The 16,455-nt window shown below is 62.3% G+C and carries 23 protein-coding genes; 2 read left to right on the top strand and 21 right to left on the bottom strand.

Features of this window, described 5'->3' with window-relative positions; genetic code table 11:
• Window positions 1-2 precede the first annotated feature (2 nt).
• Window positions 3-2,219: a cytochrome c biogenesis protein ResB gene (locus LXE91_RS06555; protein WP_039366773.1), complete on the bottom strand. Its 2,217-nt coding sequence runs from the start codon at window positions 2,217-2,219 to the stop codon at window positions 3-5.
• Window positions 2,220-2,423: 204 nt separating this feature from the next.
• The gene (locus LXE91_RS06550; protein WP_011350684.1) at window positions 2,424-3,077 is read right to left on the bottom strand and encodes a c-type cytochrome; all 654 of its coding nucleotides are present in this window, start codon (window positions 3,075-3,077) and stop codon (window positions 2,424-2,426) included.
• 214 nt (window positions 3,078-3,291) lie between these two features.
• Here LXE91_RS06550 and yihA point away from each other — a divergent pair, with 214 nt between their 5' ends.
• A complete protein-coding gene (gene yihA / locus LXE91_RS06545) occupies window positions 3,292-3,951 on the top strand; it encodes a ribosome biogenesis GTP-binding protein YihA/YsxC (RefSeq protein WP_039366777.1) in 660 nt (219 codons plus the stop codon).
• Window positions 3,952-4,203: 252 nt separating this feature from the next.
• A complete protein-coding gene (gene hemB, locus LXE91_RS06540) occupies window positions 4,204-5,202 on the top strand; it encodes a porphobilinogen synthase (RefSeq protein WP_021161736.1) in 999 nt (332 codons plus the stop codon).
• Window positions 5,203-5,356: 154 nt separating this feature from the next.
• Here the strand turns inward: hemB and dsbD are convergent, their stop codons facing one another.
• The 19 genes from dsbD to rplX form a co-directional block, all read right to left on the bottom strand.
• Entirely contained in the window at window positions 5,357-7,219 is a 1,863-nt protein-coding gene (gene dsbD / locus LXE91_RS06535) for a protein-disulfide reductase DsbD (protein WP_039366781.1), read from the bottom strand.
• Window positions 7,212-7,538, bottom strand: coding sequence for a divalent-cation tolerance protein CutA (cutA, locus tag LXE91_RS06530; protein WP_039366785.1), 327 nt, complete (start codon window positions 7,536-7,538; stop codon window positions 7,212-7,214). Before cutA ends, dsbD begins: the two co-directional genes overlap by 8 nt.
• Before the next feature lie 202 nt (window positions 7,539-7,740).
• Window positions 7,741-8,136, bottom strand: coding sequence for a 50S ribosomal protein L17 (rplQ, locus tag LXE91_RS06525; RefSeq protein ID WP_039366787.1), 396 nt, complete (start codon window positions 8,134-8,136; stop codon window positions 7,741-7,743).
• A 137-nt stretch (window positions 8,137-8,273) separates the two neighbouring features.
• The gene (locus tag LXE91_RS06520; RefSeq protein WP_006477176.1) at window positions 8,274-9,251 is read right to left on the bottom strand and encodes a DNA-directed RNA polymerase subunit alpha; all 978 of its coding nucleotides are present in this window, start codon (window positions 9,249-9,251) and stop codon (window positions 8,274-8,276) included.
• Between the two features lie 124 nt (window positions 9,252-9,375).
• Window positions 9,376-9,999, bottom strand: coding sequence for a 30S ribosomal protein S4 (rpsD, locus tag LXE91_RS06515; RefSeq protein ID WP_021161733.1), 624 nt, complete (start codon window positions 9,997-9,999; stop codon window positions 9,376-9,378).
• Between the two features lie 154 nt (window positions 10,000-10,153).
• On the bottom strand, window positions 10,154-10,555 hold the full coding sequence (gene rpsK / locus LXE91_RS06510) for a 30S ribosomal protein S11 (RefSeq protein WP_004197937.1): 402 nt from the start codon (window positions 10,553-10,555) through the stop codon (window positions 10,154-10,156).
• 28 nt (window positions 10,556-10,583) lie between these two features.
• Window positions 10,584-10,949, bottom strand: a complete 366-nt coding sequence (gene rpsM, locus LXE91_RS06505; RefSeq protein ID WP_006477178.1) for a 30S ribosomal protein S13 — start codon at window positions 10,947-10,949, stop codon at window positions 10,584-10,586.
• 38 nt (window positions 10,950-10,987) lie between these two features.
• The gene (gene rpmJ, locus LXE91_RS06500; RefSeq protein ID WP_004199844.1) at window positions 10,988-11,104 is read right to left on the bottom strand and encodes a 50S ribosomal protein L36; all 117 of its coding nucleotides are present in this window, start codon (window positions 11,102-11,104) and stop codon (window positions 10,988-10,990) included.
• Between the two features lie 20 nt (window positions 11,105-11,124).
• Entirely contained in the window at window positions 11,125-11,343 is a 219-nt protein-coding gene (infA, locus tag LXE91_RS06495) for a translation initiation factor IF-1 (protein ID WP_004521905.1), read from the bottom strand.
• Window positions 11,344-11,350: 7 nt separating this feature from the next.
• A complete protein-coding gene (gene secY, locus LXE91_RS06490) occupies window positions 11,351-12,700 on the bottom strand; it encodes a preprotein translocase subunit SecY (protein WP_006482915.1) in 1,350 nt (449 codons plus the stop codon).
• 42 nt (window positions 12,701-12,742) lie between these two features.
• Window positions 12,743-13,177, bottom strand: a complete 435-nt coding sequence (gene rplO / locus LXE91_RS06485; RefSeq protein ID WP_006477180.1) for a 50S ribosomal protein L15 — start codon at window positions 13,175-13,177, stop codon at window positions 12,743-12,745.
• Between the two features lie 26 nt (window positions 13,178-13,203).
• A complete protein-coding gene (gene rpmD / locus LXE91_RS06480; RefSeq protein ID WP_006400644.1) occupies window positions 13,204-13,386 on the bottom strand; it encodes a 50S ribosomal protein L30 in 183 nt (60 codons plus the stop codon).
• 15 nt (window positions 13,387-13,401) lie between these two features.
• The gene (rpsE, locus tag LXE91_RS06475; protein ID WP_006482895.1) at window positions 13,402-13,920 is read right to left on the bottom strand and encodes a 30S ribosomal protein S5; all 519 of its coding nucleotides are present in this window, start codon (window positions 13,918-13,920) and stop codon (window positions 13,402-13,404) included.
• Window positions 13,921-13,934: 14 nt separating this feature from the next.
• Window positions 13,935-14,300, bottom strand: coding sequence for a 50S ribosomal protein L18 (rplR, locus tag LXE91_RS06470; RefSeq protein ID WP_006477183.1), 366 nt, complete (start codon window positions 14,298-14,300; stop codon window positions 13,935-13,937).
• A 12-nt stretch (window positions 14,301-14,312) separates the two neighbouring features.
• Complete coding sequence (gene rplF / locus LXE91_RS06465) at window positions 14,313-14,843, bottom strand: 50S ribosomal protein L6 (RefSeq protein ID WP_006758786.1); 531 nt, start codon at window positions 14,841-14,843, stop codon at window positions 14,313-14,315.
• 18 nt (window positions 14,844-14,861) lie between these two features.
• On the bottom strand, window positions 14,862-15,257 hold the full coding sequence (gene rpsH / locus LXE91_RS06460) for a 30S ribosomal protein S8 (protein ID WP_011350677.1): 396 nt from the start codon (window positions 15,255-15,257) through the stop codon (window positions 14,862-14,864).
• 14 nt (window positions 15,258-15,271) lie between these two features.
• Entirely contained in the window at window positions 15,272-15,577 is a 306-nt protein-coding gene (rpsN, locus tag LXE91_RS06455; protein ID WP_011350676.1) for a 30S ribosomal protein S14, read from the bottom strand.
• Window positions 15,578-15,584: 7 nt separating this feature from the next.
• On the bottom strand, window positions 15,585-16,124 hold the full coding sequence (rplE, locus tag LXE91_RS06450) for a 50S ribosomal protein L5 (RefSeq protein WP_006477186.1): 540 nt from the start codon (window positions 16,122-16,124) through the stop codon (window positions 15,585-15,587).
• A 16-nt stretch (window positions 16,125-16,140) separates the two neighbouring features.
• Window positions 16,141-16,449 carry a 50S ribosomal protein L24 gene (gene rplX, locus LXE91_RS06445; RefSeq protein ID WP_006477187.1) on the bottom strand — a complete coding sequence of 103 codons (309 nt, stop codon included), beginning with the start codon at window positions 16,447-16,449 and terminating at the stop codon, window positions 16,141-16,143.
• Window positions 16,450-16,455 lie beyond the last annotated feature (6 nt).

Below are 16,455 nucleotides of genomic sequence, written 5' to 3'. Positions count from 1 at the left end.
TGTTACCGGGTGGAATTCTCGGAATCGGAACCGGCGCCGGCAGGCGGACGGGCCGTCGATGCCGCACCGGCCGGCGCGGCGTCGCGAGGTGCGGCGTGCAAGGCGGCACCGGCCGCGTCGCGCGTCTGCACGAACTCTTTCTCGAAATCGAAGGTCTTGCGGGCCGTGGACATTGCCATCACCACATCGACGCCCGAACCGGCGTCCTTCAACCAGAACCAGAGGCGCCGCTCGCGCACGTAGAACATCGAGAAGATGCCGGCGACCAGCAGCAGGCTGCCAAGATACACCAGATTCTTGCCGGGTGCGCGCGTCAACTGAAATACCGAAGCTTGCACCTGCTTGAATGAGTCAAGCTGCAAATAGACCGGCGATCCATACAGAAAGCTGTCGGATAGCGCATTGATCGCGTTCTGCACGAAGCGGATCGTGTCGGTGCCCTGCTGCGCCGCCGGCTCGCCCGCGCGCTCGCGCGCGATCTGCCAGACCTCCCACATCGAGCCCTCGAGCATCCGCAGCAGCAGGCTCGCGGCCTTCTCCTGCTCGGCCTTCGGCACCGAGCGGTCGATGAACGTCGCCACGGCCTGGAAGCCGCCGATCGGCTGGCCGTCGGCGCCACGGCCGACGCTGTCGTCGCCCGCCGCAAAAAGGGTCAGCACCTTCAGCGCGCTGTCCTGCAGGCGGCTGCGCAACGATGCGTCCATGCCCGGCAGCGAACGCTGCGCGAAGCGCGTAGCAGCCTCGGCGCGCGCGGACGGATCCTCGAGCGCGGCACGCAGGTGCATCCATTCGCCGATCGAATCCTGGCTGTCGGCCGGAATCCGCATGTAGCGGAACGGGTCGTTCGGGCTCGCACGCACGCCGGCGAGGAACACGCGCTCGCCGTTCATGTCGACGGGCAGCATGTAGTTGTTGAATTCGCGCGCCTGGCCGTCCTTGCCGCGGATCTTGTACTGCACGGACGGGCCGATGTTGTGGAGCTGCGTCGGCTTCGACGTCTTCGCGCCGGAGCCGAGGCGTTCGTCGAACGCTTCCTTCAGCGAGCTCGTCGTCGCGACCCCGCGCACGTCCGGCTTGCCGTTCGCGTCGGCCATGTTCTCGACGTTGATCGCACGGAAATCGGAGAACTCGATCGTGTCGCCGTCGTTGCCCGGCATCTGCAGCGGCGCCGAACTGCCGATCGTCCCCTTCACGGGGAAGGTCTTCGCGTTGCCGCCCGTCATCGGGTAGGCCGTCATCTGCATCTGCGAGCCGCCGTCCTGGAAGCTCGACTGGTAGATCGACACGCCCTTGTACGTGAACGGCTTGTTGACCTCGACGCGCGCCGGGATCTTCTGGCCGGTCTCGCGATCGATCACGACGATGTCGCTCGCGAACAGCTTCGGCATGCCCGTCGTGTAGTAGTCGACGATGAACTTGTTGAGCTGGATCGAGAACGGCAGGTCCTGGATCAGCGAGCCGCTCGGCTGGTTCAGGATCGCGGTCGACACGAACTGCCCCTCGGGCACCCACGCGTAGCCGCGGAACGTCGGGTTCGACGCGGACAGGCGATGGTCGGGCGAGATCTCGCTGATGGTCGCGCTCGTGTTGACCGGGCTCTTGCCGAACATCCACATCTGGAATTTGATCGGCAGGTTGCTGTCGAGCAGGCCGCCGATACAGATCACGACGATCGCGAGATGCGCGGAGATGTAGCCCCACTTGGTCATGGCACCACGTTTCGCGGAGATCAGCGTCGCGCCTTCGTTCTCACGCACGATGTGCTTGTAGCCGGCCTTGGTGACGAACGCGGCGAGCGTCGCCGTGACGGTCGCGCGCGTGCCGGACGTCGTGTATTCGGCCTTGTGGTGGAACGCCCGCAGGCTGCCTTCGCGAACCTTGTCCTTCCAGCTCTTCGCATCGGCGAGCATCTTCGGCGCATTGCGGATCACGCACAGCGAGATCGACACGACGAGGAAGATCAGGATCAGCATGAACCACCACGCGCTGTACACGCTGTACAGGCCGAGCGAGCGGAAGATGTCCGCCCAGAACGGCCCGAACTGGTTCACATAGTTCGGATACGGATCGTCCTGGGTCAGGACCGTGCCGATGATGCTGGCAATCGACAGCACCACCAGCAGCGCAATCGCGAAGCGCATCGAGCTCAGCAACTCGACCGCGCGCTTGGACGCACCCTGACCCGACTTCGACTGCAACCCCGACGTGGTAACGCTCATTCAAACTCCGACTCGGGGGAAACAGCCCCCAACGCTCACTTTGATTATTGCCCCCGAAGGGGCGGCCAGCACGCTCGTGACAGCCGGCGCGCGCTGACAAAAAAGAAGGGCGAGGCAACCGCAACGATGCGGCGCCCCACCCTTTTCTTGTTCTGACTCCGGCCGCCCTTCGGGCGCCCGGTCATTCCATTCGCGGCTGACCGCTCAACGCAGGCCCGCGATGTAATCCGCGACGGCCTTGATCTCGTTGTCCGACAGCCGCGTTGCGATCTGATGCATCGCCTCGTTGTTGTTGCGCGCGCCGGCACCCTGCTGGAACGCGGTCAACTGCGCGACCGTGTAATCGGCCCACTGCCCCGACAGACGCGGGTACTGGACCGGGATCCCTTGCCCTGTCGGCCCGTGGCAGCTCGCGCAGGCGGGTACGCCCTTCTCCGCGATGCCGCCGCGATAGATCTTCTGGCCGATCGGCACGGTTGCCGCATCGCGTGCGGTGCCGAGCTTCGTCGTCTGCGACCCGTAGTACGCGGCGACGTTGCGCATGTCGTCCGCGCTCAGCGCGCTCGCGAATCCGACCATCACCGCGTTGGTACGCACCGGCCCCTTCGCGCCCGGTTGCGTCTTGAAGTCGTTCAACTGCTTGACCAGATATTCGGGATGCTGGCCGGCAAGCTTCGGGAAACTGCCCGACGCGCTATTGCCGTCGGCGCCGTGACACGACGCGCAGACCTGCCCGGCAATCGCCTTGCCACGGTCGAGATCCGGCTTTGCCGCATCCGCCGCGTTTGCCTCCGCTACGAAACCTACGAACCCTGCTGCAACCTGAAGCACCATCAGAGACTTGCACAGTCGATTCATTCGCACACCCTGTTTCGTCTTGTGGGAATTTGAGGTTCTGCAAAAAACGACGGCGTTCAGTCTACCGCAGAAGCTACATAAAAGCGCGAGGCAGGCGCCCGGTAGCCTTCGGTAAAACCGCCGTATTGTACAATATCGTGTTGAAAGCTCCGGCGCCTATCGGGGCTACCCCGCCTCCACCAAGCGGCTCGCGCCGCCCGTCCTTCCGGTTCCCATGGCCTTTCTGCTCCATCAAGCCCGCTTCTACACGACCGTCAACCATCTGCGCGACCTGCCGCCGACGGTCCAGCCGGAAATCGCGTTCGCGGGCCGCTCGAATGCCGGCAAGTCGACGGCGATCAACGTGCTGTGCAACCAGAAGCGGCTCGCCTTCGCGTCGAAGACGCCCGGCCGCACGCAGCACATCAACTACTTCTCCGTCGGCCCGGCCGCCGAGCCCGTCGCGAATCTCGTCGACCTGCCCGGCTACGGCTACGCGGAAGTGCCCGGCGCCGCCAAGGCCCATTGGGAAATGCTGCTGTCGTCCTACCTCGCGACCCGCTCGCAGCTCTGCGGCCTGATCCTGATGATGGATTCGCGCCGTCCGCTGACCGATCTCGACCGGCGCATGATCGAGTGGTTCGTACCGACCGGCAAGCCGATCCACACGCTGCTGACGAAGTGCGACAAATTGACGCGGCAGGAAAGCATCAACGCGCTGCGGACCACGCAAAAGGGGCTCGATGCGTATCGTGACCAGGGTGTTCAGGGCAAGCTGACGGTTCAGCTGTTCTCGGCGATGAAGCGCATTGGGCTCGACGAGGCGCACGAGCTGATCGAAAGCTGGGTGCGGCCGTCCGCCGCCGACGAAAAAAGCGAGCCTGTAGCACAATGATCGGGCAACGCGCGGCCGGGATCGGCGGCGCGCACCTGACGGCGCCTGCGGTTTCGGCCGGCTCATAAAAAAACCCGCCGTTGAACGGCGGGTCAAACAGCCTAATCGAAAAACGACAGGCACCCGCTCAGGGAGGAGAAGCGGGGAGTTGCACGCAGCGCGTGCCGCTCGATCGCTATCATATACCAACGCTCCCGAAAATGACCTAAGGGTTCCGTAAGGTCTTACTGCCCTGATTTCTACCCAATCGCCATGAGCTTCCATCCGCTTCATCGTCCGCGCCGGATGCGCCGCGACGACTTCTCCCGGCGCCTGATGCGCGAAAACCGCCTGACCACCGACGACCTGATCTATCCGGTGTTCGTCGTCGAAGGCACCAACGAACGGCAGCCGGTGCCGTCGATGCCCGGCGTCGAACGCGTGTCGGTCGATCTGTTGATGCACGTCGCCGAGCAGTGTGTCGAACTGGGCGTGCCCGTGCTGTCGCTGTTCCCGGCCATCGAGCCGTCGGTGAAAACGCCTGACGGCCGCGAGGCGGCCAATCCGGAAGGCCTGATCCCGCGCGCGGTGCGCGAGCTGAAGAAGCGCTTCCCCGAACTCGGCGTGCTGACCGACGTCGCACTCGATCCGTACACGAGTCACGGCCAGGACGGCGTGCTCGACGAAAACGGCTACGTGATCAACGACGACACGATCGAGATCCTGATCGATCAGGCGCGCGCGCAGGCGGAAGCCGGCGTCGACATCGTCGCCCCGTCGGACATGATGGACGGCCGCATCGGCGCGATCCGCGAAATGCTGGAAAGCGACGGCCATATCCACACGCGGATCATGGCCTATTCGGCCAAGTTCGCATCGGCGTTCTACGGCCCGTTCCGCGACGCGGTCGGCTCGGCATCGAATCTGGGCAAGGGCAACAAGATGACCTACCAGATGGATCCCGCGAACAGCGACGAAGCGCTGCGCGAAGTGCGCCTGGACATCGACGAAGGCGCCGACATGGTGATGGTCAAGCCGGGCATGCCGTACCTCGACATCGTGCGCCGCGTGAAGGACGAGTTCCGCTTCCCGACCTACGTGTACCAGGTGAGCGGTGAATACGCGATGCTGAAGGCCGCCGCGATGAACGGCTGGCTCGACCACGACAAGGTCGTGCTCGAATCGCTGCTCGCGTTCAAGCGCGCGGGCGCCGACGGCGTGCTCACGTACTTCGCACTCGACGCCGCGCGTCTGCTGAAAGCGCAACGCTAAGCGCCTGCCTGCAGGCGAAAAGACAAACGGCGGGACACTTCGGTGTCCCGCCGTTTTTTGTTTGCCGTCGATCGCGGCCGCATGCCTTGTCGATCGTCAGCTCATCTCACGCAAGCGTGCCGGTTCGCCACCAGCGCGCACGCGATCCGCATGGTCATACCGTCGGGACCGCAGCCCGGTCGAGGCTGCGCAGGAACGTCTCGGCCGCCTGATAGCCGACCACGCGCCCGATCTCGTTGCCGCTTCTATCGAAGAAGATGATGCCCGGCGGCCCGAACAGGTTGAAGCGTTTCAGCAGCGCCTGGTCGTCCGGGTTGTTCGCCGTGACATCCGCGCGCACGAGGTGAAGCCGCGCGAGCCGCGCCTGCACGCGCGCGTCGGTAAACGTCAGATGCTCCATCTCCTTGCAGCTCACGCACCAGTCGGCGTAGAAATCGAGCATCACGGGCTGGCCCGACGTCTTCAGCAGCGTGTCGAGTTCGCCACTCGAGCGCACCGATGCGAATGCGGGCCCATCCTGCGCGGCGGCGGCGCCTGCCGCCGCCGTGCCGCCCGACGCAACCGTGCGTGCCGCCAGCACCGCCAACGGCTTGACCGGATCGGTCGATCCCGCGGCCAGGCCGACGAGCAGCGTGGCCGCCCAGATCGCGAGCGCAGCGCCCACGCCACGGCCGAGGCGACGCCAGATCGACGTGGCGCCGGCGTTCGGCGTGAACAGCCCGAGCGCCGCGGCCGCGATCAGCAACCACAACGCGGCGAGCATCATCTTCAGGCCACCGGCAAGCACCGGCCACACGATCCACAGCGCGGCTGCGAGCAGCACGATGCCGAAGAACACCTTCACGCCGTCCATCCATGCGCCGGCGCGCGGCAGTACCGTCCCGGCACCGACGCCGACGACCAGCAGCGGCACGCCCAACCCCAGCCCCATCGCGAACAGCGCGGCACCGCCGAGCAGCGCATTGCCCGTGTGTGCGATGAAGGCGAGCACCGCGAACAGGGGCGCCGTCATGCATGCGCCGACGACCAGTGCGGACAGCGCGCCCATCGCCGCGACCGCGGCGAAATGGCCGCCCTGGCGCGCGCTCGATGCCCCGGCCGCGCCGTTCTGCCAGCGCGCGGGCAGCGCGATGTCCTTGCCCGAGATCAGCGAGACGGCAAACGCGGTCAGCAGCACGCCGAATGCACCGAGCACCCACGGGTTCTGCAGCCACGCGCCGAGGCTCTGGCCGACCAGCGCCGCGGCGATGCCGAGCACCGTGTACACGAGCGCCATGCCGACCACATAGGTCAGCGACAGCGCGAAGCCGCGCGCATGCGTCGCGCGTGTGCCCTGGCCGATGATGATCGCCGACACGATCGGAATCATCGGATACGAACACGGCAGGAGGCTCAGCACGACGCCCGCGACGAAATACAGCGCGACGATCGTGAAGAAGCCATGCCCTTCGAGCAGCGACTGCGCGAAATCGGCGCTCGTGACCTTGTCGAACCAGCTGCCCGCGGCCGCCGCATCGCCGGACGACGGCGACGGTGACGACGAAGCGGCGCCCAGCGCGGCGCCGTCGACCTTCACGACGTGCTCGGCCGGCGGATAGCAGATGCCCTCGTCCGCGCACCCCTGCGACGTCACCGCGAGCTCGAACGGGCCGGCCGCCTGCTTGACGGGCACGTGCACGACGACTTCGTCACGGTAGGTCTCGACATTCTTCTGGAACGTCTGGTCGAACTTCACGTGGCCGGGCGGGAATTGCGGATCGCCCAGCGTCGCCTGCCCGCTCTTCACCGCGAACGCGAACCGCTCGCGGTACAGGTAATAGCCATTGGCGACCTTGAAGCGGACTTCCACCTGTCCCGGCGATTCGCTCGCGCTGAACTTGAACGCCACCGACGGATCGAGGAAATCGTCGGCCGCACGCGCGACCGACAAGCCGCCCAGCACGAGCATGAACGACAACAGGACTGCGAGGAATCGCAGCGCGCGCACGCGCACGGGAAGCGCCATACCGTTAAACATGAAATAGACGTTGAGTTTCGCTGGTCACCCACTGGCCGTATGCGGCCGATGCCGTCGTCTGCCACGAGACGATTTCGGGCGTCTCGTAAGGATGATGCGCGAGAATAAATCGCTCCAGTTCGAGCGCCCGCACGGGGCTCGTCTTGAACAGCAACTGGATCTCGTCGGCCGTTTCGACCTTGCCCTGCCAGTGGTAGCGCGACTTGATCGCACCGAGCTCCGACACGCACGCGGCAAGCCGCGCATCGAGCGCACCGTCTGAAAGCGTCCTGGCGGTCTCGGCATCGGGCACCGTCGTCAACATCAGCACCACTATCATCCGGGCCCTCCTGGCTGGTCTATCGGCTCCTGCCGACGCGGATTGCCCATCTGGAACGCGCGCCGGCTGCCCCGTATCGTAGCGCAGCGCGCGCAACGCTGCCGGCACCGCCCTGCGACAATCGATCGCAGCCGGCGCCCGAAAAACAAAAAGGGCCAAGCATTTGCTCGGCCCCTTTCAGATACTGCTGCGTACCGGAAGCTTACTCAGCTTCTTGCACGTCTGCCGTTTCGTCGACTTCCGGACGATCGAGCAGCTCGACCAGTGCCATCGGTGCGTTGTCGCCCACGCGGAAGCCGAACTTCAGCACGCGCAGGTAGCCGCCCGGACGGTTCGCGAAACGCGGACCGAGCACGTCGAACAGCTTCGCCACCGAGTCACGATCGCGCAGGCGGTTGAACGCCAGGCGACGGTTTGCCAGCGACGGCTTCTTGCCGAGCGTGATCAGCGGCTCGACGACTTTACGGAGTTCCTTCGCCTTCGGCAGCGTCGTCTTGATGACTTCGTGCTCGATCAGCGAGTTGGACATGTTACGGAGCATAGCCAGACGGTGGCTGCTCGTGCGGTTCAGTTTCCGCAGACCATGACGATGGCGCATTTCAGTTTCCTTGATTCAAAGTTTTGATCCAGCTCTTCTATCGCACCCCATGGGTGCACGGGCCGGTAACGAAAAAAAACAAGATGCGGATTTTAAAGGAAAATCCGCATCTTTGCCAACTACAGTAACAACCAGGCTTACTTGTCGAGACCAGCCGGCGGCCAGTTTTCGAGCTTCATGCCCAGCGTGAGACCGCGCGAAGCGAGCACTTCCTTGATCTCGTTGAGCGACTTGCGACCGAGGTTCGGCGTCTTCAGCAGCTCGTTTTCCGTGCGCTGGATCAGGTCGCCGATGTAGTAGATGTTCTCGGCCTTCAGGCAGTTCGCCGAACGAACCGTCAGCTCGAGATCGTCCACCGGACGCAGCAGGATCGGATCGATCTGCGGTGCACGCGACGGCGCTTCGGCTGCCGTTTCCGTGCCTTCCAGCGCCGCGAACACGGACAGCTGGTCGACCAGGATGCGGGCCGATTGACGGATCGCTTCTTCCGGCGTGATCACACCGCTCGTCTCGATGTTCATCACGAGCTTGTCGAGGTCGGTACGCTGCTCGACACGTGCGCTTTCGACAGCGTAGCTCACACGGCGAACCGGCGAGAACGATGCGTCGAGGACGATGCGGCCGATGATCTTGGCCGTGTCTTCGCCGTAGCGACGAACGTTGCCGGGCACATAGCCGCGACCCTTTTCGATCTTGATCTGAACGTCGAGCTTGCCACCCTTCGACAGGTGCGCAATCACGTGATTCGGGTTGATGACTTCGCAGTCGTGAGCCAGCTCGATATCGCCGGCCGTGACAACGCCTTCACCTTCCTTGCGCAGCGTAACCGTCACTTCGTCACGGTTATGCAGCTTGAACACCACGCCCTTCAGGTTCAGCAGCAGGTTGACGACGTCTTCCTGCACGCCATCCAGCGTCGAGTACTCGTGCACCACGCCCGCGATCGTCACTTCGGTCGGCGCGTAGCCAACCATCGACGACAGCAGCACGCGGCGAAGCGCATTGCCCAAGGTGTGGCCGTAACCGCGTTCGAACGGTTCCATGACCACCCTCGCGTGGTTCTCGCCCAGCGATTCCACGGCGATGATCTTGGGTTTCAGCAAACTGGTTTGCATGGGCTTTCCTTTTCAATACCCTCGGCTCGTTACACCGATAAGGCTGACCGGTAACAACCAGAAAATAAACAGCCGAGGCCCCTCCTTGCGCAACGCAATCGGGGTACCTCGGCCGTCAATCGGATTAACGCGAATACAATTCGACGATCAGGCTTTCGTTGATGTCGCCTGCGATTTCAGCGCGTTCCGGCATTTGCTTGAACGTGCCTTCGAACTTCTTCGCATCGACTGCAACCCAGCTCGGCATGCCGCCTTGCTCGGCCAGCGACAGCGCTTCGACGATACGTGCCTGCTTCTTCGCCTTTTCGCGGATCGCGACGATGTCACCTGCCTTCACTTGCTGCGACGGGACGTTCGCGACGACGCCGTTCACGGTGATCGACTTGTGGCTCACCAGCTGACGCGCTTCAGCGCGGGTCGAGCCGAAGCCCATGCGATACACGACGTTGTCGAGACGCGACTCGAGCAGTTGCAGCAGGTTTTCACCCGTGTTGCCCTTGCGGCGGTCGGCTTCAGCGAAGTAGCGGCGGAACTGACGCTCCAGCACGCCGTAGATACGCTTGACCTTCTGCTTTTCGCGCAGCTGCGTACCGTAGTCGGACGTACGTGCGCCCGAGGTACGGCCGTGCTGACCCGGCTTGCTGTCGAGCTTGCACTTGTCGGCGAGCGAGCGGCGCGCGCTCTTCAGGAACAGGTCGGTGCCTTCACGGCGGGACAGCTTGGCCTTCGGGCCGATATAACGTGCCACTTTGCATTCCTCTATCAATCAGTCACGCAGATCTGAATCCGCGCTAGTTCGCGCCCTTTGGGGCGAACGGTGGGCTTAGTCAATCAAAAAAGCAACGCCCGTCGACGCTGAGCGGCGACAGGCAATGTGCTAGCACGAACGTGCCAGCACACCTTTAGATACGACGACGCTTCGGCGGACGGCAGCCGTTGTGCGGAATCGGGGTGACGTCCGAAATCGCGGTGATCTTGATGCCGAGGCCGTGCAGTGCGCGCACTGCCGACTCACGACCCGGGCCCGGGCCCTTGATCCGCACTTCCAGATTCTTCACGCCGTATTCCATCGCGACGCGGCCAGCCGACTCGGCTGCGACCTGGGCAGCGAACGGCGTCGATTTGCGCGAGCCCTTGAAGCCCTGACCGCCCGACGTCGCCCATGCCAGTGCGTTGCCTTGGCGATCGGTGATCGTGATGATCGTATTGTTGAACGACGCGTGAACGTGAACCACGCCTTCAGCGACGTTCTTCTTAACCTTCTTGCGAACGCGTTGCGCCGCGGTGTTCGAAGCCTTAGCCATTACGTTTTCCTGTAACTGTCAGTTCCGCTTACTTCTTCAGCGCTTGCGCTGCACGACGCGGACCCTTGCGAGTACGTGCGTTCGTACGCGTACGCTGACCGCGCATCGGCAGGCCCTTGCGATGACGAACACCACGGTAGCAACCGAGGTCCATCAGGCGCTTGATGTTCATCGTCACTTCACGGCGCAGATCGCCTTCGACGACAAACTTGCCCACTTCTTCACGCAGCTTTTCCAAGTCTGCGTCGGTCAAGTCCTTGACCTTCTTCGAAAAATCGACGCCAGCTGCCACGCAGATGCTGCGCGAACGGGTGCGGCCGACACCAAAGATTGCCGTCAGGCCGATCTCGGTGTGCTGGTGATTCGGGATGTTAACCCCTGCGATACGAGCCATTGTTTTTCCTCAAACAAAAAGCGCAAACAAACGCGCGGTCAGCCTTGGCGCTGCTTGTGGCGCGGATCCGAGCTGCAGATCACGCGAACGACGCCTTTGCGCTTGATGATCTTGCAATTGCGGCAAATGCGCTTAACCGATGCCATCACTTTCATGATAATACCCTTTTTTCAAATCACTTCGCCCGGAACACGATCCGCGCACGAGACAGATCGTAAGGCGTCAATTCAACCGTCACCTTGTCGCCCGGCAGGATGCGGATGTAGTGCATCCGCATCTTTCCGGAAATATGCCCCAACACGACATGGCCGTTTTCCAGCTTCACGCGGAAGGTCGCATTCGGGAGGTTTTCAATCACCTCACCCTGCATCTGGATTACATCGTCTTTGGCCATAGTCCTTTCAACGCATCGGGATGTTGCCGCCCTTGAAGTTTGCCTTCTTGAGCAGTGACTCATACTGTTGCGACATAACGTACGACTGCACCTGCGCCATAAAGTCCATCGTGACGACGACAATGATCAGCAGCGACGTTCCACCAAAATAAAACGGCACGTTCCAGCGCAGCACCAGAAACTCCGGCAGCAGACACACGAAGACGATGTAGATCGCACCGGCCAGCGTCAGACGCGTGAGGATGCGGTCGATATATCGTGCGGTCTGGTCGCCCGGGCGGATACCCGGAACAAACGCGCCGCTCTTCTTCAGGTTGTCTGCGGTTTCCCTGCTGTTGAACACCAGTGCGGTGTAGAAGAAGCAGAAAAACACGATCGCCAGCGTGTACAGCAGCACATAGACCGGCTGGCCCGGCTTCAGCGCTTCCGCAACGTTATGCAACGTATTGGAAATCCAGCTTCCCGTCGGCTGACCGGTACTGAACCAGCCGAGAATCGTTGCCGGGAACAGAATGATCGACGATGCGAAGATCGGCGGAATCACACCCGACATGTTCAGCTTCAGCGGCAGATGCGACGACTGCCCACCGTAGATCTTGTTGCCGACCTGGCGTTTCGCGTAGTTCACGAGGATCTTGCGCTGACCGCGTTCGATGAACACGACCAGGTAAGTCACCGCGGCGATCAGGACGACGATGATGATCGCCGAAATGATGCTCATCGAACCCGTCCGCACCAGCTCGAACAACCCACCCACGGCATTCGGGAACCCTGCTGCGATCCCGCCGAAGATGATGATCGAGATACCGTTGCCCAGACCACGCTCGGTAATCTGCTCGCCGAGCCACATCAGGAACATCGTGCCCGTAACCAGCGTCACGACCGTCGTCAGACGGAACAGCATGCCGGGATCGGTGACGAGGCCCGGCTGGTTTTCCAGCGCAGCCGCGATACCGAACGCCTGGAAGGTCGCGAGCACCACGGTGAAATACCGCGTGTACTGCGTGATCTTCCGTTGCCCTGCCTGCCCTTCCTTCTTCAGCGCCTCGAGCTGCGGCGAGACAATCGCCAGCAACTGCATGATGATCGACGCCGAAATGTACGGCATGATCCCCAGCGCAAAGATCGTGAAGCGGGAAAGCGCGCCACCCGAGAACATGTTGAACATGCCCAGGATGCCGCCCGCCTGGCTCTGGAACAGCTTAGCCAGTTGATCCGGATCGATGCCCGGCACGGGAATGTGCGCGCCGATGCGATAGACGATCAGCGCCAGGAGCAAGAACATTGCTCGCCGGCGCAGATCGCCGAATTTCGCCGTGCTTCGACCGGGTTTTGCAAGACTCGGGCTGTTAGCCAAGTACCTTCTCCGATGAATGCAAGTGACGACGCGCTACGCGTGTCACTCGGCGAACGAACCGCCAGCCGCTTCGATCGCAGCGCGCGCACCCTTGGTGGCACCGAGACCCTTCACGACGATCTTGCGCTTCAGTTCGCCCGTCGCGATGATCTTTGCGCTCTTCGTCAGCTCACCGACCAGGCCGGCTTGCTTCAGTGCGAGCAGATCGATCTCGTCGACCGGCAGCTTCTCGAGGTCGCTCAGGCGCACTTCACCGACGAATTCCTTCGTCAGCGACGTGAAACCGCGCTTCGGCAGACGACGTTGCAGAGGCATCTGACCGCCTTCGAAACCGACTTTGTGGAAGCCGCCCGAACGCGATTTCTGACCCTTGTGACCACGGCCAGCCGTCTTGCCGAGGCCCGAACCGATGCCACGGCCGACGCGACGCTTGGCGTGCTTGGCGCCAGCTGCCGGCTTCAGGTTATTCAATTCCATATCAACTCCTTGATCCGTAGGGCCGCTTACGCGATGACCTTAACGAGGTACGAGACCTTGTTGATCATGCCGCGGACCGCCGGCGTGTCCTGAAGCTCGCTGACCGAGTTGAGTCGGCGCAGGCCCAGGCCACGCACGGTCGCGCGGTGCGATTCGCGGGTCCCGATCAGGCTCTTAACGAGCTGAACCTTGACAGTTTTTTCAGACATGGTGACCACCCGGGCTTAGCCCAAAATTTCTTCGACGGACTTGCCGCGCTTCGCCGCGATGTCTGCCGGGGTGGACTGCTTGCGCAGACCGTCCAGCGTGGCGCGAACGAGGTTGTACGGGTTCGTCGAACCGTGGCTCTTTGCCACGACGTTCTGAACGCCCATCACGTCGAACACTGCGCGCATCGGGCCGCCGGCGATCACGCCCGTACCTGCCTTCGCCGGAGCGAGGAGGACAGCGGATGCGCCATGCTTGCCGTGCACTTCGTGTTGCAGCGTGCCGTTCTTGAGCGGCACCTTGAACATGTTGCGGCGAGCTTGTTCCATTGCCTTCTGGACAGCGACCGGCACTTCCTTCGCCTTGCCCTTGCCCATACCGATGCGGCCATCACCGTCGCCAACCACGGTCAGTGCGGCGAAGCCGAGAATACGGCCACCCTTCACGACCTTGGTCACGCGATTGACCGAAATCATCTTTTCGCGAAGGCCGTCGTCGCGCTCGTCAGCCTGAACTTTCGCTTGCATCTTTGCCATGACGAATTCCTTCCTTAGAACTTGAGCCCAGCTTCGCGAGCTGCCTCAGCCAGCGCCTTGACGCGGCCGTGGTAGCGGAAGCCCGAGCGGTCGAAGGCGACGGATTCGATGCCGGCAGCCTTTGCCTTTTCGGCAATACGCTTGCCGATCAGCGTCGCAGCATTGACGTTGCCGCCCTTGCCCGACTTGTCGGCCAGTTCTGCGCGCACTTCAGCTTCGAGCGTCGACGCGCTAGCGAGCACCTTGGTGCCGCAGGGCGAGAACACTTGAGCGTAGATGTGCGTGTTCGTGCGATGCACGGCGAGACGCGCGACCTGCAGCTCAGCGATCTTGATACGCGTCTGGCGAGCGCGGCGCAGGCGAGATTGAGTCTTATCCATGATTGCGCACCCTTACTTCTTCTTCGTTTCTTTGAGGATCACAACCTCGTCGGAATAGCGCACGCCCTTGCCCTTGTAGGGCTCCGGCGGACGGTAACCGCGGACTTCCGCAGCCACTTGACCGACTTGTTGCTTGTTGATCCCCTTGATCACGATTTCGGTTTGCGTCGGGGTTTCTGCCTTGACGCCTTCCGGCATCTGGTGCACCACCGGGTGCGAGAAACCCAGCGACAGGTTCAGCTTGTCGCCTTGCGCTTGCGCACGATAACCGACGCCAACCAGCGTCAGCTTGCGCTCGAAACCCTTCGTCACGCCGTGCACGGCATTCGCGATAATCGCGCGCATCGTGCCCGACAGTGCATTTGCTTCGCGGCTTTCGTCCACCGGCGACAGGTTCAGCGTGCCGTCGTTGTTCGCCACGTTCACGAGCGGATTGATCGCTTGCGTGATGGTGCCCAGCGGGCCCTTGACGGTGATCGCACCGTCGGCCAGCTTGACTTCCGCGCCTTGCAGCGCGATCGGGCTCTTACCTACTCGAGACATGTTTCTCTCTCCTCGGCTTTAAGCGACGTAGCAGATGACTTCGCCGCCGACGCCGGTAGCGCGCGCCTTGCGGTCGGTCATCACGCCCTTCGGCGTCGACACGATGGCCACACCGAGGCCATTCATGACCTGCGGGATGTCGTTACGGCCGCGGTACACGCGCAGGCCAGGCTTCGACACGCGTTCGATGCGCTCGATAACCGGACGGCCAGCGTAGTACTTCAGCGCGATATTCAGTTCGGACTTCGCACCTTCCGCCTTCACGGCGAAATCGTCGATATAGCCTTCGTCTTTCAGGACTTGCGCGATTGCAACCTTGACTTTCGACGAGGGCATCGACACCGATACCTTCTCGACCATCTGCCCGTTGCGGATGCGAGTCAGCATATCGGCGATAGGATCACTCATGCTCATTTACGTTTCTCCTATTACCAGCTCGCCTTGGTCAGGCCAGGAATCTCGCCACGGAATGCGATTTCACGAATCTTGTTACGCGCGAGGCCGAATTTACGGAACGTGCCACGCGGACGGCCCGTGATCGCGCAGCGGTTACGCTGGCGGGTCGGGTTTGCGTTGCGGGGCAGTTGCTGCAGCTCAAGGCGTGCTTCGTAGCGCTCTTCTTCCGACTTGCTTTGGTCTTCGACGATCGCCTTCAGCGCATCGCGCTTTGCTGCGAACTTCGCGACCAGGCGGGCGCGCTTCTTTTCACGTTCGATCAGTGCCAGTTTAGCCACGGTAACCTCAGTTTCTGAACGGGAACTTGAAGCTGGCGAGCAGAGCCTTTGCTTCGTCGTCGGTCTTCGCAGTCGTCGTGATGCTGATGTTCAGCCCACGCAGTGCGTCGATCTTGTCGTAGTCGATTTCGGGGAAAATGATCTGCTCTTTCACACCGATGTTGTAGTTGCCACGGCCATCGAAAGCACGACCCGACACACCGCGGAAGTCACGCACGCGGGGCAGGGCGACCGTCACGAAACGGTCGAGGAATTCGTACATTGCCTGGCCACGCAGCGTCACCATCGCGCCGATCGGGTAACCCTGGCGGATCTTGAAGCCTGCGATTGCCTTGCGTGCCTTCGTCACGACCGGCTTCTGACCAGCGATCTTCGTGAGGTCGCCAACGGCGTTCTCGATGATCTTCTTGTCAGCGATCGCTTCGCCAAGACCCATGTTCAGCGTGATCTTGGTGATGCGCGGCACTTCCATGACCGACTTGTAACCGAACTTCTCGATCAGGCCGGGCACAACCTTTTCTTTGTAAAACTCTTGAAAACGAGCCATTTTTTACTCCGCTGCGTCAGGCGCTCAGTACAGCACCGGTCGTCTTCAGGAAGCGAACCTTCTTGCCTTCCTCGACCTTGATGCCAACACGCGACGCCTTGCCATTCGCGTCGACCAGTGCGACGTTCGAAATATGCAGGGGCATCGTCTTCGCTTCCACGCCGCCAGTCGTACCCTTCATCGGGTTCGGCTTCACATGCTTCTTGACGAGGTTGATACCTTCAACCGTCACATGCTCTGCACCGACTGCCAGCACGACGCCGCGCTTGCCCTTGTCCTTGCCAGTGACGACGATGACTTCGTCACCTTTGCGAATCTTGTTCATCGCGAC

The organism is Burkholderia contaminans (genome assembly GCF_029633825.1).
In the GTDB taxonomy this organism is placed as follows: Bacteria; Pseudomonadota; Gammaproteobacteria; order Burkholderiales; family Burkholderiaceae; genus Burkholderia; species Burkholderia contaminans.
The sequence above is the reverse complement of the archived record's forward strand: the minus strand, read 5'-3'. Positions and strand labels throughout refer to the sequence as shown.

Bases quoted from the DNA above. Each gene is read 5' to 3' on its own strand.
- LXE91_RS06555 (WP_039366773.1), bottom strand. From the start codon at position 2,219: ATGAGCGTTACCACGTCGGGGTTGCAGTCGAAGTCGGGTCAGGGTGCG.
- LXE91_RS06550 (WP_011350684.1), bottom strand. From the start codon at position 3,077: ATGAATCGACTGTGCAAGTCTCTGATGGTGCTTCAGGTTGCAGCAGGG.
- yihA (WP_039366777.1), top strand. From the start codon at position 3,292: ATGGCCTTTCTGCTCCATCAAGCCCGCTTCTACACGACCGTCAACCAT.
- hemB (WP_021161736.1), top strand. From the start codon at position 4,204: ATGAGCTTCCATCCGCTTCATCGTCCGCGCCGGATGCGCCGCGACGAC.
- dsbD (WP_039366781.1), bottom strand. From the start codon at position 7,219: ATGTTTAACGGTATGGCGCTTCCCGTGCGCGTGCGCGCGCTGCGATTC.
- cutA (WP_039366785.1), bottom strand. From the start codon at position 7,538: ATGATAGTGGTGCTGATGTTGACGACGGTGCCCGATGCCGAGACCGCC.
- rplQ (WP_039366787.1), bottom strand. From the start codon at position 8,136: ATGCGCCATCGTCATGGTCTGCGGAAACTGAACCGCACGAGCAGCCAC.
- LXE91_RS06520 (WP_006477176.1), bottom strand. From the start codon at position 9,251: ATGCAAACCAGTTTGCTGAAACCCAAGATCATCGCCGTGGAATCGCTG.
- rpsK (WP_004197937.1), bottom strand. From the start codon at position 10,555: ATGGCTAAGGCTTCGAACACCGCGGCGCAACGCGTTCGCAAGAAGGTT.
- rpsM (WP_006477178.1), bottom strand. From the start codon at position 10,949: ATGGCTCGTATCGCAGGGGTTAACATCCCGAATCACCAGCACACCGAG.
- rpmJ (WP_004199844.1), bottom strand. From the start codon at position 11,104: ATGAAAGTGATGGCATCGGTTAAGCGCATTTGCCGCAATTGCAAGATC.
- infA (WP_004521905.1), bottom strand. From the start codon at position 11,343: ATGGCCAAAGACGATGTAATCCAGATGCAGGGTGAGGTGATTGAAAAC.
- rplO (WP_006477180.1), bottom strand. From the start codon at position 13,177: ATGGAATTGAATAACCTGAAGCCGGCAGCTGGCGCCAAGCACGCCAAG.
- rpmD (WP_006400644.1), bottom strand. From the start codon at position 13,386: ATGTCTGAAAAAACTGTCAAGGTTCAGCTCGTTAAGAGCCTGATCGGG.
- rpsE (WP_006482895.1), bottom strand. From the start codon at position 13,920: ATGGCAAAGATGCAAGCGAAAGTTCAGGCTGACGAGCGCGACGACGGC.
- rplR (WP_006477183.1), bottom strand. From the start codon at position 14,300: ATGGATAAGACTCAATCTCGCCTGCGCCGCGCTCGCCAGACGCGTATC.
- rplF (WP_006758786.1), bottom strand. From the start codon at position 14,843: ATGTCTCGAGTAGGTAAGAGCCCGATCGCGCTGCAAGGCGCGGAAGTC.
- rpsH (WP_011350677.1), bottom strand. From the start codon at position 15,257: ATGAGCATGAGTGATCCTATCGCCGATATGCTGACTCGCATCCGCAAC.
- rplE (WP_006477186.1), bottom strand. From the start codon at position 16,124: ATGGCTCGTTTTCAAGAGTTTTACAAAGAAAAGGTTGTGCCCGGCCTG.
- rplX (WP_006477187.1), bottom strand. From the start codon at position 16,449: ATGAACAAGATTCGCAAAGGTGACGAAGTCATCGTCGTCACTGGCAAG.